Here is a 17500-nt window from a genome sequence, read left to right as displayed (position 1 = left end):
ATCTAGTAATTTGTAATTTTAATTTAATAAAAGGGTAATTACTAGAATGCAAAGTAAAACATTCAGACTATTTGTAAGTTCAACATTTAGTGATTTTAATGAAGAGAGAAAACTATTACAAACTGAAGTTTTCCCTGAGATAAAAGAATATTGTACGGAAAATGGATTAACCTTTCAGCCTATTGATTTAAGATGGGGAGTTTCAAATGAAGCTCAACTAGACCAAAAAACTTTAGAACTTTGTATAAATGAAGTAAAATCTTCAAAACTAAATCCTCACCCAAACTTCTTAATCATGGCAGGTGATAGATATGGTTGGGTTCCTTTACCTTATATGCTAGAACAAAAAGAGTTTGAAAATATTTTAGAAAAAATAGAAAATGATAAAGATAAAACTCTTCTACAAACTTGGTATGAATTAGATTTAAATCAAATACCAGCTTCATATATCTTAAAACAAAGAAGTGGTGAGTATGAAGATTATAAAACTTGGGAAGAAGTAGAAAACTCTTTAAGAACTATTCTTCAAAATTCTGTAGATAAATTAGATCTAAATAAAGAGGATAAAAAGAAATATTTTACAAGTGCAACAGAAGCAGAAGTAATTGAAGGAATTTTTAAATATCTAGATAAAACAAAGTTCCAAAATAAACTTTGTAAAAATGATGAAACATTAGAACAAAAAGATTATGAAAATGTATATGCTTATGTTAGAAATATAGATTCAATAGATAATTTAGAAGGTAAATTTAAAGATATTGATTCAACAGAAGTAACTAGATTTAAAGATGAAATAAAAAAATCTATTGATACTAAAAATATATATGAAATAACTACAAACCTTACAAATGTATCTCAAGATGAAAAAAACAATAGTTTAAACTATGAGTATGAAGAGTTAAAAAGTAGCTTTACGAAGACAATGGTTGATTATTTAAAGAATTCTATTGATAAGTATTTAGAAAATATTATTGAAGTTACTCCTGAAGAGTTAGAATCATATGAACAAAAAAGATTTAAAGATGATAAGTTAAAAGACTTTTTGAAAGATTCAAGAAGTAAAGATTTAAAAACAATAGATGATTATATACAATCAAATAAAGAAGAAAATCAATCTTTAGTAATATATGGAAAATCAGGTCTGGGTAAATCTTCTCTTATGGCAAAAGCTATAGATGATTGTTTAGATAAATATCAAGATAGAAAAGTGATTTATAGGTTTGTAGGTTCAACTGCAAATTTATCTTCATCACCTGATTTACTAATTTCAATATTAAAAGAATTAGGAATAAATGAAGAGATTAGAAAAGTTAAAAATTCTCAAACATTTCAAGAAGAGCCTGAAAAAATAGAAGAGTTTTATTATAGAGTATATGAACATCTAAACTCTATTTCAAATGAAACGGTGATTTTTATAGATGCTATAGATCAAGTTAACAATGAAGATGAGTTTCTTTGGTTATCGAAAGTTTTACCATCAAATGTAAAATTTATAATTGCAGCTTTAGAAGATGAAAACTATGAAGAGGATAGTAATTACTTTGAGAACTTTAAAAAGAAAACAGAAAGCTTATATAAGTTAGAAGAACTTAGAGAAAATGAAGCAAAAAGCTTAGTTCTTAACTTACTCAATCAATATGATAGAACTATTACAGATACTCAAATGAACTATTTATTGAATATATATAAACAAGTTAATACTCCTTTATATATTTCAGTTGCAGTTCAAGAAATAAGACATTGGAAATCAAGTGATATTAACCAAACTTTAGCAAATACTCAAAAAAGTATTATTGAAGAGTTTATTTCAAATCTATCAACTATATATCATCACAATAAAGAACTAATAAAAAGAGTTTTTTCTTATCTTTATCTAACTGAGGGACTATCAGAATCAGAACTTTTAGAACTACTTTCCATAGATGAAGAATTTATAAATAAAATTGCACCTGATACATACCATGACAACATAACAAAAGAACTACCTACAGTAATATGGGTGAGGTTACACACTCAAATAAAAGAGTTTCTAAAATTAGAACAAAAAGATAAACAAGCAACTATGAGCTTTTTCCATAGAGAGTTTAATAATGTTATATCTAATCAAGATAATATTCAAATAATTCATGAACACTTAATTTATTTATTTCAAAAGTTAATTACTAAATATCAAAATGAAGAGTTTGATTCTAATAGGTGGGGAAAACTTTATATTAAAATAGTTAAGGATTATCATTTAGAATATGAATTTGATTGGCTGATTGAGAAGAATTCTAAATTGAAAGAGACTGGTGATTTTGTTGGTAATCTTAATAATAAAGATTATCAATTAGAAATATGGAATAAAATATATGATTTAATAATTCAAAATCAAAAAATTAATAATTCAAAATTACAAAACTGTTTAACTAAATTTAACCTTTATATTACAGAAATACCATATAAGAAAGATCCTAATAATTCTATACAAATACAAATCTACACTAGGAGTTTAAATAATTTGGGCATTTCATTAGGAACTATTGGGAAATCAATAGATGCGATTAGCTTATTTGAAAAATCCTTTAAAATTTTAAAAAAAGAATATAATAAAAACTTATCAAAATGGGGGCAAGAATATTCTAGTGTTATAAATTATTTGGCTCAATCCTTTTCTAGTTTAGGAAATTTTAATGAATCAATCAAATTAAACAAAGAATCTTTAAAGATAAGAAAAGAATTATATATATTAGATGAAAAAAAATTTGCAAAAAACTATATAGAAAGTTTAAATAATCTAGCAAGTGTTTTAATACAGAATATTGAATTTAAAGAAGCAAATGAACTATTGAAAGAATCGTTAACTATAGTAAAAAAATTTTATTTTGAAAATCCATTAGATTGGTTGGAAACATATATTATTATTTTACAAAATCTAGGAGTTGTTAATCACAGTAAAGGGGAAATATTAGATTCAATAAAGTATTGTGAAGAGTCTTTAAACTTTTTAAAAGATTTATATAAAGAAAACTCTTCACAATGGGCAGCACAATATGTAAAAACATTAAACTCAATAGGATACTATTTAAGTAAAATTGAAAAAATATCAGATTCAATGAATTATTGTAATAAGTGCAAAAAAATTCTAGATAAGTTGTACCTAGAAAATCCATTAAGATGGCTAGAAGATTATTTATCAAATTTAGATAACTTAGCATCAAATTATTATAAAATAAAAAATATAGATAAAACAATTGAACATTATCAAAAATACTTAGAAGTAAGTAAATCATCTCCTAAAAATAACATAAAACTATGGACATTAACATACACTAAACGCTTAGATACCTTAGCTTATATTTTTAATAGTATTGGAAGAACATCTGAATCAATAACTTTATCTGAAGAATCTTTGAAAACTTGGGAAAAATTATATAAAATTGAAAATTCTTGGATAGATAATTATGCGAGTAGCTTACAAAAATTTGCAATTTATCTAAAAATTAATGGAGATATAGATAAATCGATAAAATCCTATCAGAAAGCGGTTACTTTAAGAAGAAAGAAATATAAATCAGCCTTTTGGTATAAACCAGAAAATTTTGCACAATGTTTATTTGAATTTGCAGAAACATTAAAAGATAATGGCGACATATATGAATCAATAGGTATATATGAAGAATGTTTACTAGTTTCAAATAAAATCTATGAAAAAAATTCAAAAAAATGGGCAGAAGAGCATTCTGTTATCTTAGACAATTTAGCTTCATTATTATTAATTAATACAGAAAGAAGATTAGAGTCTCTTGAATTATTTGATAGATTTATAGAGGTTAAAAATAAGCTCTATAAGATAAATCCTGAAAAGTTTATGATGGAATATTTGACAAGTCTGAATAATTTAGGGAGTGTATTATTAGGATATAAGGAATTTGAATATTCATATAAATACTTTAAAGAGTATTTTACAATATTAAATGTTTATAAAATAATTAAAACAAAAAAGAATTTAGATTTGTTTACATATTCATTTTTAAAATATTATCAATCAGCTATTCATACTGAGTCTAATTTAACTAAACTAGAAGATTATATTAAAGAAAAGATTATTTTTTTCAAAGAAAATTTAGAATTAGAATATGATAATCATATAAAAATAGTGTGCGATAAAATTCTTAATTTAAAGAATACCAATGATGATCTCATTAGAGAAAGAGTAGAAATATTTGAAAAATTATTTTTAGTAAACCCCTCTTTAATAATAGAAGAAAAGGACATTTTAATGAAAGAAAATCCCGTGCCAATTTATTTAAAAAAAGTTACAGAGTTTTTATCTAGGGAACATTATTCATATGAGATAGAAACTCTTTTTGATAAACTTATTGAGTATAAAAAATCAGGTATTAATCTTAGTTATGAGGAAATCAATAGGTTAAATTTAAATGATAGATTAACTTACTTTTTAAACTTAAAAATTTATGATGAAGAAGTGGTTGATATTTTGTTTAAGTTATATTATGAAATATTAGAAAACAATCAGTATAAGCAAGCAGAAAATATTATAGAATTTATTGATAAAAATTCTTCTAAATTTTGGTCTAGCAGTAGACAAACTTTACTTGATCATATAGAAAAAGCAACTAAATATACATATAACTATAAAAATGAGAATTGTCTAAAACTAATTAAAAATCTAATTTTAAATATGTACCCTGATTATGATCCTAGAATAGAGACTCTTTTGTTAAAAACATTAAAAAAATTTGATAATGATTTTATTTTTATTAAAAATGCTATTGAAAAATTTGATGATTTTAATAATGAACTTTATATTTTTTATGCATTCAATTATCTTACTTATTGTAAAGACTATGTTGAAGATGAAGATGAAATTATTAAAAACATCCAAAATAAACTTTTAAGAATTGAAAATAAAGAGTTTGATTTATATAAAAATAACTTAATAAATTTAATTGAATTAAGAAGAAGTATACCCAAACCAAGTATATCAAGTACTTACACATCACCAAAGCCATCTTCTGTTGTAGATATAGTTGAAAAAAAAAGAAAACTAGAAGAATATGAAATGATATCTGAGCGTAAGTTAAATGAAAAGCGTAAGAAAAAACTTTTACAGGAAATAGAGTATGAAAAAAATGAATTTTTTAAATCAAGTGCTCAAGAAAATAAAATAAAATATTTAGAATTACAATACAAAATAGAATATGAAACGAGTTCTTTAACTTTAGAAGAGATAAAATCAAATGATATTTACCATATATATAAATATTTTAACTACACTGATGAAAGGTATGAGTATTGTTTTCTAAAATCATTAATAAAAGATATAAATACTCCTCATAGTGAAATTATGAAAGAAAGTATAGAAAATCACTATGAAAAAATTTTAGATTCTTTTCTTGAACATTTTTCAAAAATCATGTTTTATCATCTACATGATTTAGAATTAAATTTAACTGCGATAGTAGAATTTTTTAAGTTAATTGATAATGGAAAATTAAAAGTTTTTAAATATAAGTATGAAAGTAATGAAATCGAAAGACTTTTCAATAGTATTAGGGAGCAAAAATTCCATGAAATTATCATTCTAAAAAATAAATATATTTGGAATAATAAATATTTTAAAAAATATTTTATTAATGATACTGTTTTGCAAGTCTTAGAATATGTAGATTTAGTAGAAAAATCTCTTAGTAAAGAAATTGATTTTAAAGAGTTTAAACCAATATTTTTAAACTACCTTGAAAAGTTTCAAATAAAATTAAATTTACATGAAAGATTTACTTTTGAAAATGAAGTTTTAAAAAAATCTATTTTATCCCTAATACAAAATGATATTAATAATGCATTTATATTCTTAGAAAGTAATAATATAGGTAATTTCAAAAACATTTTTATAGAGTTTATATTTAAATACATTAGAGAAAATATGGATTTTGAAGACTATAATTTAAGTGAGCTAGAAAAAAGAATTCAGTCTAAAGAACTGGATAACTCAACTAAAGATGATTTTCTTAAGTTCGTAGAAAAAATAAATTTAAAAAATCAAGAAAAAATCACAGTTGAATTGTTTCTTGCTGCTAGTGAAAAAAACTATAAATTAGTATCAGAAAAATTAAAACTTCTCACCAATAAAGATGTTGTAAATGATGAGGGAAAAACCTTATTAGATTTAGCAATTGAAATGTCTTATGAAGAATATAAGGATGACTTTATAACATTGGAAAATGATAAAAAACAAGATGAATCATACGAAAAATTATATAATAGGGGAAGATTCGGTGAAAAGTTAGATTATGGAAAAACTTTAAAGATTAATTTTAATTTTACTGATATTCTTTTAAAGGAAGGCTTATCTATAAATCATGCAGATAAACATGGAAATAACTATCTACATAAAATTATTGATAGGTCATGGAGAAAACTATCTTCAAGAGAAATTTTAACTCCAGTTCCTACCTATGAATGGGATGAAGAATTTTTTACTTTTTTTCTAAATAACAATATAAATATTGAACATAAGAATAATAAAGGGGAGACACCTCTACTAAAAGCACTTATAGAAAGTAGATTTAACCTTGTAAATATACTTTTAGATAAAAATGCATGTATTGATATAAAAAATAATGAAGGAATCACACCTTTTTACCTAATTGTAAAAAATGATCAACATAATATTGCTAAGAAACTGATAGAAAAAGGTATGAACTTTTTAGAAGAAACATATCAAGATAAATCTTTAATTTTTCTTGCAATTGAAAATGGAAGTTATTTCATAATAGATCATTTTGTAGAAAAAATAGATTTAGATAAATCAGACAAAGAAGGTAGAAAGCCTATACATTATGCAACAATGTTTAAAGATATAAGTATTTTAAAATTACTTATTGAAAATAAAGTAAATATAAATGCTCAAGATAATAAAGGTGTAACACCATTACATTATGCTGTTAAATATAAAAATCTTGATATGTTAAAGGTTCTTATAAAAAACAATGTAAATCTTAATTTACAAGATCAGAATAATAAAACACCACTGCATTATGCAGTTCATGAAAAAGATATAGATGCTGTAAAAGTTCTAGTGGAGAATAATGTAAATAAAGAAATTCTTGATATTAATGGTAAAACAGCTTTAGATTATGCAAAAGTAGATAACTTTGATGAAGCTATTAAGTTATTAAGAAAAAAGTTTCTTGGACTTTTTTAAGAGATATGAAGGGAAATAATGAGTCACGATATAAATAAAATTATAATAAATGATGAAGATAAAGCATTAAAAGAACTACTTAAAAGTGATGAAAAAACTGATATATCACTTTTATTGACCTTGTTAATGGATAATGATAGTTTCAAATGTATTGATTTAATTTTGCAAAAATATCCACATAAAATTGATAAAACACTTGCTGTAGAATTAATGAAAAAGTTTAAATTAGATATTTATTCTTTAGATGAAATCATAGAAAATGAAGATAAAAAAAGTTTTGAAAGATTGATATTAATTGAATTAATTGATAAAGAAAAGATTCGGGAAGATAAAACAGACTTTTCAAAAACAGTTTATGGTTTTTAAGGTGTTAAAGTGAAACTAGGACTAATAAAAAATAACGATATTAAAAAAGAAATTCCATTTCTAGATATAAAGTTTACCCATTCCCTTTGTATAGGACAAACAGGTAGTGGTAAAACAACAGGGTTTATCTATCCCAACCTTTTAAAACGAATGGAATCAAATCATGGAATCTTACTTTTTGATATAAAAGGAAGTGAACACTTAGCTGTAAAAACAATAGCTAAAAAAGCTAATAGATTAGAAGATATTATAGAAATAGGTAAGCCTTGGGGTAAAAATGTAAATATCCTAAGTGAGATGAATGAAACTAAAATGACTCAACTTTTAAAAGCTATTTTAAATGTTGGGAAAAATGGTGCTGGTTCAAATGCTTATTTTTATAATGCAGCACTTTCATTGGGTCTTACTTTATATTCTACTCTTAGAACTTGTGAAATACTAATAAAAGAGTTTAAAGAAGTAGAAATCGATATCTCTTTTTTGGATAATCAAAAGTTTAGCTTACTTGATATTTATAAGGCTTCAATTGATATTGATACATTATACGAATTTCTTGATAAGTTAAATGATTTTATAGAAAAAGTAGAAAAAACTATTGATTCAAGAGATGATTTATATTTTAATGGAAATAAAAATCTTTATAAAAATTTGATACTAAATTTAGATTCTTTAAAAAAACTTTTTTTAAAACTAAGACCTTATTATGTAGAAAAAAAAGATAGAGAGGATAGAAGTAAATTTGATGCATCATTACCTTCTGTAATCACTACTTTGAATGAAGCTTTTGGATTTATGGTTAGTTCTTCAGCTAAATATATCTCTTCTTCAGATGATGCAGTAAATATTGTAAATGAACTTCAAAACAATAAGATTGTTATAATAAATGTTAGAGTAATCCCTGATTCTATTTTAGAAATACTTTTAGAACAAGTATTTGAACAACTAATTGATTTAAATATTAAAAGTGAAGAGAATAGACACCCAACTTCAATATTTATAGATGAAGCACAAAGACTTATCAACAAAGAGATACCCCTTGATGTTTTAAGAAGCTCAAAAGTAGATGTAGTAATGGCAGTACAAAGTGAACTTCAACTTATCAGTAAATTTGGTTCAACAGAAGATTGGCAACAAATATCCATAAATATTGCCCAAAAGTATGCTTTTAGAAGTTCTTTATACTCAACTGATAGCAATACTTTTTTTCCTGATACAGGTGATTTTGAAACTTTTGAATACACAAAAGAGTATGATAAAAATGTTTATAGAGCAATTCCTAATTTTATAAATAAAGAAGAATCAATAAAAGTAGAAAAAGAGTATCAACAAAAGATTTTAGAACTTGATGATTTAAAAGATGATGAATACTATATTTATGATGTAAGTCACTACGAAAAAGAAAGAGAAATAGTTGTCTTAAATACTAAAACAAATAAACGATATCATAAAAAAATTTTTAATGAAGTTGAAAATCTAATCATAGATAAATTTATAGAAAAAAAGATACAAGATAATAGGCTTAAACTAATACATATACTAAAAGATGATCTTTTAGAAAATATAAAATTAAAATCATGGGATACTATTGATTTAATTTCTAAACATGATATTCAAAATATTGATATTTATAATGCATCTTACATAAATGAGTTTGAAGATGAAACTTCAGTTTTATCTTATATGCATAAATCAAACTTTTCAAAAGATGAGCATTTTTATAAAGAAGTTATTGTTGAAAAATATGTAGTTATTGATTCTAATTATGAAAGATATGATGATTCTTTGTTTGATAATTATCTGGAAGTTCGTGAGTATATTGAGATGTTAGAAGAAAGTGTAGAGGAAGATTTAAATTATAATACTTTTGATATTGAAAAATACTTTTTATTTAGAAGACTATCCAAAAAAGAATTAAACGAATTAGGTTTTATCGATTTAGGTGATGAAAAGATAGTTTATCAAAAGATTCAAGAGTTAAAATAAAAAGAAAGAAACTAAAAATGATTAAAAAAATAAAAGAATATTTAGAAGAATTTAAAATAAATTACGAAGAATCAAAAAGTATATTCTATTTTTTGAATAAGTATAAAATTCTTCTTGGAGGAGTATCGGCCTTTCTTGGGTTTATATTTGGTGTAATAGGATTTTTATATGAAGGGAAACATCTCTTAGAAAGTATGACTAATACATTTGCTTTATTTGCTTTAAATACTCCAGATAGTTATGATGAAACAAATATTTTTTTATTACTATCTACAATATTTATTTGTATTACACTTTTTTCTGCTGCATTATTTGCTTTTTTTCAAGAATTTATTAATAGATTTATTGCAAAAAGAATTATTGCAAAAAATCATATCGCTGTTTTCGGTCTTGGTGAAATAAATAGAGCCTTTTTAAATAGTATTTTAAATGATGATAAAACAAAAGATAGTAAAGAAAGTAAAAATAGTGATTTAATGACAGTTATTATAGATTCTGATTCAACAAATAGTTATATAGATGAATATAGACAACAAGGCTTTGGTGTTATTGTTGGAGATGCATTAAGTTCAACACAACTTGAACTTTTAAATTATGAAACAATGGATTATGCTTTAATTGCTTTAGGTAATGATAGAATTAACATAGAGTTGGCAATCAAAATAATTAATAAAATAAAAGATGAACAAATAAATACTCCTACAAGGTTAATTGTACATATTTCAAATAATGAGTTGAGAGAAATATTTCATCAAGAATTTATACTTCCAGTTCAAGATGATAAGATTCAAATAGATATAAAAACTTTTTCTTTTTATGATGAATGTTCAAAAGATTTATTTGAGAATAACAATTTAATGCAATCAGAGTATTTATCGACTAATGATTCTTTCAAAAGTGTAGTTTTAGGTAATGGTAATTTAGCACTCTCAATTATAAAAGATATCTTACTTTTATCAAACTTTCCAAATAAAAACAAACATGTGATTACTCTAATTGATCAAAATTCAAAAGAGTTTTTTGAGAATATAAAACTAGAAACATACTATGATCAAAAAAAATTTCCAACTGTAGAATTTGAGATAATTGAAAGCAATTGGAAAAGCCCTAACTTTTATAAAGAAAATATTTTTACGGACAAAGATTTATTGAATATTTATATTTGTTATGATGATGAAGAAAACAATGTAAATTTAGCAATGGAGCTAAAAAATAGAATATATACAAAGTTCACTAGTTCAAAAACAAAAATTCATTTTGGAATATTTTCAGAATATCAATTAAGTCATTTGATAAATGAAAATAAAAATACATTTGAAAGATTTTTTACTTTTGGTAATTTTAATGATATTTTTTCAAAAGAAAAACTCCTTGATGAGGAGGACTATATTATTGCTAAAATGATTCACCATGGATATGGAGACATCTTTGATGAAAATAAATTGCTTTTAGATAAAAGTGAATTAGATAAGAAGTGGTTTAATAATACAAAATTTAGTGATAAACTATCCAATATAGCCCAAGCAAAACACTTAAATACAAAACTTCAAATATTAGGATTAAAAAAAGAAAAAATTGATGAAAAAGAGTTGTCAAAAGTAAAACTGCTAGAACTTAACAAAAAGGAATTTTATTCAATAATTGAACCAGTATTAAAGGAATCTAATATTTCAATAAATAGATTAAAAGTAGCATCACAAGAGCTACCTAAATTTTGGGATAATAAGAATTATGAAGTTATTTATATGCCAACAGAATTTAAAACATTATTTGAAAAACTTATAGAAATAGAACATGAAAGATGGAACTCTTATCATTATTTAAATGGTTGGGAATATGATGAGATAAAAAATAAAAATATTAAAGTCCATGATTGCTTAAAACTATTAAATGAATTTAAAGAAAAACATTTGCAAATAACAGTTTTATATGATATTTATTCTATTTTATATATTCCAAACTACTTAGCAAGTGCAGGTTTTAAAATCAAAAAACTTGATTAAATTGTTAATAAATAAATTTCAATTACAGAAATGTATTTCTGTATAAAAAGTAAATATTTTTATGAATTGGATATTTACTAAAATAATATTTATGTTAATTACTTTTGGATATACTTTATAAAACTATTACAAAGTGTGTTATAAAAAATGGATATAAATAAAATTAAAAATATTTTAAAAAACTTTTCTCAAGAAAGAGATTGGGAGCAGTTTCATTCTCCTAAAAATCTATCAATGGCTTTATCTGTAGAAGCTTCAGAACTTGTTGAAATATTTCAATGGCTAACCGAAGAACAATCTTATAATCTTACTGATTCAAAAAAACAACACACAAAAGAAGAAATAGCTGATATCGCGATCTATTTACTTAGAATTTGTATGAAATTAGATATTGATTTAGAAGAAGCAATATTAGAAAAAATGAAAAAGAATGAAGAAAAATACCCAGTAGATAAAGTTAAAGGTTCTGCTAAAAAGTATACGGAACTATAAATGTCATTTGAATATTTAACTAAAGATTTTATTTTTGACCACACTGCTTTTGAACAAATAAAACAAGAAGCACCAACTTATTATATATTTCCATCTGTATATATTATTTATTGTAAAAATACTAAAAGAGCATATATTGGTGAAACAACTAATATTTTAAATAGATTAAATCAACATTTAAAAAACTCAGATAAGAATCAATTAAAAAATGTGAAAGTAATATTTAGTCCATATTTCAATAAATCTTCTGTTTTAGATATTGAATCAAACCTTATTCAAAATATGTTAGCTGATAACCAATTTAAACTTTTAAATGGGAATGATGGTATTTCAAATCATCATTATTATCAAAAGATTGAATATGAAAATACATTTAAAGACATTTGGAAGAACTTACAATTTGAGAAATTAGTTAAACATGATTTATTAGATATACAAAACTCTGATTTATTTAAATATTCACCATATAAATCACTTTCTGAAGACCAATATAATGCTATTAGAGAATATTTATTTATTCTTAATGATTCAAAAGAAAAAACATCAACTTTTATACAAGGAAGTGCAGGAACTGGAAAAACTATTCTTGCAGTTTATTTAGTAAAACTATTACTTAACAATATTGATGAAGATGATTTAGAAGATAACTTTGAAGTAACTCCTTTAATTGAACTAGCACAAGATGTAAAATCAAAATTAATGAAAGAAAAAGATGAACTGAAAATTGCTTTAGTAGTTCCAATGACATCTCTTAGAAAAACACTTCAAAATGTATTTAAAAGTATTCATGGACTATCTAAGAACATGGTAATTGGTCCTAATGAAGTGAAAAATGATTACTATGATTTACTAATCGTAGATGAAGCTCATAGATTAAAAAGAAGAAAAAATATTACAGGATATGCAGAATTTGATAAAACAAATAAACACTTTGGTTTAGATAATGAAGGTAACGAACTTGATTGGATTATGCTGTCAAGTAATAATCAATTATTCTTTTATGATGAAAAGCAATCTATAAGACCTACTGATATTGAAAAAGCTAAATTTGAAAAAATTAAAAGTTCATCTTCAATAATTAAACTAAAATCACAAATGAGAGTTCAAGGTGGTGAAGATTATATTGAATTTGTAGACAAACTTCTTACAAATTGTGATAACATAAAACCTTGGCAATCCTCAAACTATGAATTAAAATTATTTACTTCAATGCCCCAAATGATTAAAGAATTAGAAAATAAAGAAAAAGAACATGGACTTTGTAGAACTATATCAGGTTATTCTTGGAAATGGGTATCCAATAAAAATGATATTCCAGATGTAACTATTGATGGAGTTAATCTATATTGGAATAGAACAAGTCAAGATTGGATTAACTCTGCAAAACAAATGACTGAAATGGGATGTATTCATACAACTCAAGGTTATGACTTAAACTACTCAGGAATTATCTTTGGGACAGATATTACTTACAATGAAGAGACTCAAAGAATAGAAGTATTAAAAGAAAACTACTTTGATAGAAATGGGAAAGTTGGTATTTCAGAAGAACAGCTACATGACTATATCCTTAACATTTATAAAACTATAATGTATAGAGGGATAAAAGGTACTTATGTTTATTGTTGTGATGAAAACCTAAGAAATTATTTTAAAAACTATATTCCAATAGGTTAGTTTATGAAGTTAATTACTTGGAACTGTAATGGTGCATTTAGAAATAAAAATCATTTGTTTGATGAAGATGACTATGATATTCTGATAATTCAAGAATGTGAGAATCCTTTACAATCTACTAAACATTATGAAGATTGGGCAAAAAATCATCTATGGATTGGAAACAATAAAAACAAAGGTTTAGGAGTATTTTGTAAAGAAAATATTAAACTAGAAAAACTTGACTGGAGTGATATTAATTCTAACTACAAAAATGAACAACTAGAATCTTTTTTACCTTGCTTAGTTAATGATGAGATTATTCTAATAGCTGTGTGGACTAAAAAAGCTAATTCAGAAGTATTTGGATACATAGGTCAAATGTGGAAATACTTACAACTACACAAAGAAAAATTAAAGGATAAAAAAGTAATCATTGCAGGTGATTTTAACAGTAATGTTATTTGGGATAAATGGGATAGATGGTGGAATCATAGTGATGTTGTAAATGAATTTGAAGAGCTAGGAATTAAGAGTTTATACCATTATATTTCAAATGAAAAACAAGGAAGTGAAACTAAACCTACATTCTATCTACAAAGAAAAATAGAAAAGCCCTATCATATTGATTATGTATTTTTAAGTAAATATTTTATTACACAAAATACAACTCTAAACATTGGGAATACAGATAAATGGCTTGAGTCTAGTGATCATATGCCTATTATTTGTGAGATTATTTATGATTAAAATTTGTCTATTTGTAATTTTATAATTAAATTTATTTGCAAAACAAAAGTTTGGTGATGTAATAATTGACATGCTTACATCAGTTTAAAATGGAAAAAATAAAAAGAAGGATTGGTGTAAAAAATGAATATCAAAGTAATCTATACTACACATTATGAATTAATTGATAGACTTCAAAATGATGAATTTAACTATTATATCCTAATGCCAGATAATTGGAATGATTATGGGTATATTACAACATTCAATGTAAAAATTATCAAAAACAATGATATACACGATGATTTTAGACTAAAACTTGCATTTAAAAATCAAACTTCTAATATGTCTTCTAGTGATGTTCTTAATTCCATATTAGGAGAATCAGCACAAGGATTGCTTAATTTTGAAGAAATTATCGAATCTCACGAATTTATTTCAATATCAGATCACTATGAAGAGTTAAAAGAAATATTTGAAAATCCATCGGAATTTAATTATATTTTGAAGACGATCAATGATATTTTATATTTAAAAGAATTTGATAGCGTAAGTAATTTAATAGATATTACAACTGAGGATATATTTGAAGTTTCATTGTTAAGAGATCAATATCATAAAAAGCTCTATAATGAAGGCTATAATAGTATTGTAAGTAATGCACTAGCTAACAGTGATAATTATTTTTTTGACTTTAATTATAAACTTGGAGAAAGAGATTATAAATATTTATTTGATTTTAGGCATGATAAGTTACCAAATAGAATTAATGTTTTAATAGGAAAAAATGGTGTAGGTAAAACAAAAACATTAGAAGAAATAGTTAAATATTTAGTTAATCCTCAAGAATCAAATATTATATTACAAAAAGAACCTTTATTTTTATCAAACTTAATAGTATTTTCCTATAATCCTTATGATGATTTTTATATCTATAAAAATTATGACAATATATCTATTGAATATCAATATTTAGGATTTCGGAGATATAAAAATATAGATGATGGCATTGATATAAGATCAATTAACAATTATGAAATAATTGAAGTTTTAAATATATTAAATACAAAAGAACAGTATGATAAGATATTATTTATTAATAGTTTAGAACAAGTAGAACAACAAAAAGAATTAAATACTTTTGTAGATATGATTCACAATATACATCATTTTAATAAAAATATTATTTCTCAAGCAATAGATATATGTAAAGTAATTTTTAATAAAATTACAAGTGACTTTACAAATAATGATAAGTTATCATTTAAATCAATTTTGGAGCTGGTAATTAAAGATGAAAAAAGATCTAAATACAGCAAAAAAACTCCTGCAATTGAGCAGATAATTCATTATATTTCTTCAAGTATTGACAAAGTAGAAAATCTTTCTCTTATAAAATTAAATGGTGAAAAAGTAATTTATGAAGATATTTACTCTTGGATTAAAATAGATGAAAATGAATTTCATAAAGAGATATATTTTCTAGATGTAAATGATGAAGTTATTCCTTTAAGCTCAGGTCAAAAAGTTTATACACATTTAATCATCAACTTTATTGCTAAGATAAAAGAAAATTCTCTTATAGTTATTGATGAGCCTGAAAATACATTACATCCAAATTTTGAAATAGGTTTTATTAATATATTAAATAAAATCCTTGAAGAGTATAACTCATTTGCAATTATAGCAACACATTCGACTATAGTAGCTAGAGAAGTACCTTCACAGTTTATAAATATTATTGTAGAAAAAGATGATGTAATAGAAGTACAAAAACCAGTAATGAAAACTTTTGGTGCAAGCACTACAGATATTACAAATTATATTTTCGATGATATTTTTTCAAGCAATAAATATTATAGTGATTGGTTAAAAGATACTATTGGAAAAGAATATCTTGGATACTTTAAAGATTTTGAAGATTTCAAAAATGATTATTCTGAATTTTTAAGTTATGAGCTATTGCTAGAAGCAAAGAAAATATTCAAGAATGTATAATGTTTAATTTGAGATATATAAGTTTTGAAGAGGATACTAGTTATGAGTATCTAATTAAAACAGCAACAAATAAACCTAAAAAAAATATGGATAAAATATTTCCTCATTATAATACTCTATCTATCCAAGTTAATGATTACATTAACAAAGTTCCTACAATTGAAACAATAGTACCTTTATCTAATACTATTCCAAAGTATACTATAGATAACATTCATGAAACACTATACTATTTATATGATTCAAAATCTGATAAAGTAAAAAAAATAAAAAGTGATATTAAAGATCTAACAATAAAAAATCCTCTCACAAAAAATGGATTAGTCTGTCCTTATTGTGGAATTAGCCGACAATCTCTACACGATCTAGATCATTTTATGCCTAGAAGTAAATATCCAGAATTTTCGATTTTAACATACAATTTAATTTTCATTTGTGAAACTTGTAATCAAGATTTTAAAAAAAGTGAATTTTTAGATACTAATAAGCATAGAATGTTTTTAAATCCTTATTTTGATCAAGAACTATCAACATTACAAATTTTAGATTGTGATATTGAAGTAGATGATACATTGTTAGTTATAGAATTTAAAGTTAATGAAGATATTCAAAATACACATGGTTATTTATATACAATAGCAGATAACCATTTAAATACTTTGAATCTAGCTGATAGATATGAACATTTAGTAAGAAATGATTTATTGGATAAATTTTTTGTAAGATTTAAAAATATTGACAATAAAAATCAAAGGCAAATTAATATTTTAGATATAAAAGAATGTCAATCTTATATTAATGAAAGAATTATTGAATTAAGTGAATCTAGTATTAATAATTTTGAATTGATTTTTTGGAAAAAACTATATGATTGTACTGATTGGTTTAAAAATATCTCAGGTAAAATATTATAAATAAAATTATTTATGAACCTTATAATCTGTACAAAACTAGACTTGACCTGACACAGCACAATTTCTCCTGAAATTTTTTGTCAGTTATTTCATGACGCCGTATCTTGTGACTCTGTAGGATTATAACCAATCATCTTGACTTTGGCAAG

The 17500-nt window shown here is 23.7% G+C and carries 9 protein-coding genes; all 9 read left to right on the top strand.

Annotated elements, in window-relative coordinates:
* Positions 1-46: 46 nt before the first annotated feature.
* Entirely contained in the window at positions 47-7210 is a 7164-nt protein-coding gene (locus FDK22_RS14710) for an ankyrin repeat domain-containing protein (protein WP_138153749.1), read from the top strand.
* An 18-nt stretch (positions 7211-7228) separates the two neighbouring features.
* Positions 7229-7576, top strand: coding sequence for a hypothetical protein (locus FDK22_RS14705; protein WP_138153748.1), 348 nt, complete (start codon positions 7229-7231; stop codon positions 7574-7576).
* Between the two features lie 9 nt (positions 7577-7585).
* On the top strand, positions 7586-9559 hold the full coding sequence (locus FDK22_RS14700; RefSeq protein WP_138153747.1) for a type IV secretory system conjugative DNA transfer family protein: 1974 nt from the start codon (positions 7586-7588) through the stop codon (positions 9557-9559).
* A 17-nt stretch (positions 9560-9576) separates the two neighbouring features.
* Positions 9577-11562, top strand: a complete 1986-nt coding sequence (locus FDK22_RS14695) for an NAD-binding protein (protein WP_138153746.1) — start codon at positions 9577-9579, stop codon at positions 11560-11562.
* A gap of 147 nt (positions 11563-11709) precedes the next feature.
* Positions 11710-12054 (top strand): nucleotide pyrophosphohydrolase, encoded by a 345-nt coding sequence (locus FDK22_RS14690; RefSeq protein ID WP_138153745.1) that lies wholly within the window; start codon positions 11710-11712, stop codon positions 12052-12054.
* Positions 12055-13731 carry a DUF2075 domain-containing protein gene (locus FDK22_RS14685; RefSeq protein WP_138153744.1) on the top strand — a complete coding sequence of 559 codons (1677 nt, stop codon included), beginning with the start codon at positions 12055-12057 and terminating at the stop codon, positions 13729-13731.
* Between the two features lie 3 nt (positions 13732-13734).
* Complete coding sequence (locus FDK22_RS14680) at positions 13735-14460, top strand: endonuclease/exonuclease/phosphatase family protein (RefSeq protein ID WP_138153743.1); 726 nt, start codon at positions 13735-13737, stop codon at positions 14458-14460.
* A gap of 123 nt (positions 14461-14583) precedes the next feature.
* Positions 14584-16437: an AAA family ATPase gene (locus tag FDK22_RS14675; protein ID WP_138153742.1), complete on the top strand. Its 1854-nt coding sequence runs from the start codon at positions 14584-14586 to the stop codon at positions 16435-16437.
* A complete protein-coding gene (locus FDK22_RS14670; RefSeq protein WP_138153741.1) occupies positions 16437-17351 on the top strand; it encodes an HNH endonuclease in 915 nt (304 codons plus the stop codon). The genes FDK22_RS14675 and FDK22_RS14670 overlap by 1 nt, the downstream gene beginning before the upstream one ends.
* Positions 17352-17500 lie beyond the last annotated feature (149 nt).

Origin of the sequence: Arcobacter arenosus, assembly GCF_005771535.1 — a bacterium.
Classification (GTDB): Bacteria; Campylobacterota; Campylobacteria; order Campylobacterales; family Arcobacteraceae; genus Halarcobacter; species Halarcobacter arenosus.
The sequence above is the reverse complement of the archived record's forward strand: the minus strand, read 5'-3'. Positions and strand labels throughout refer to the sequence as shown.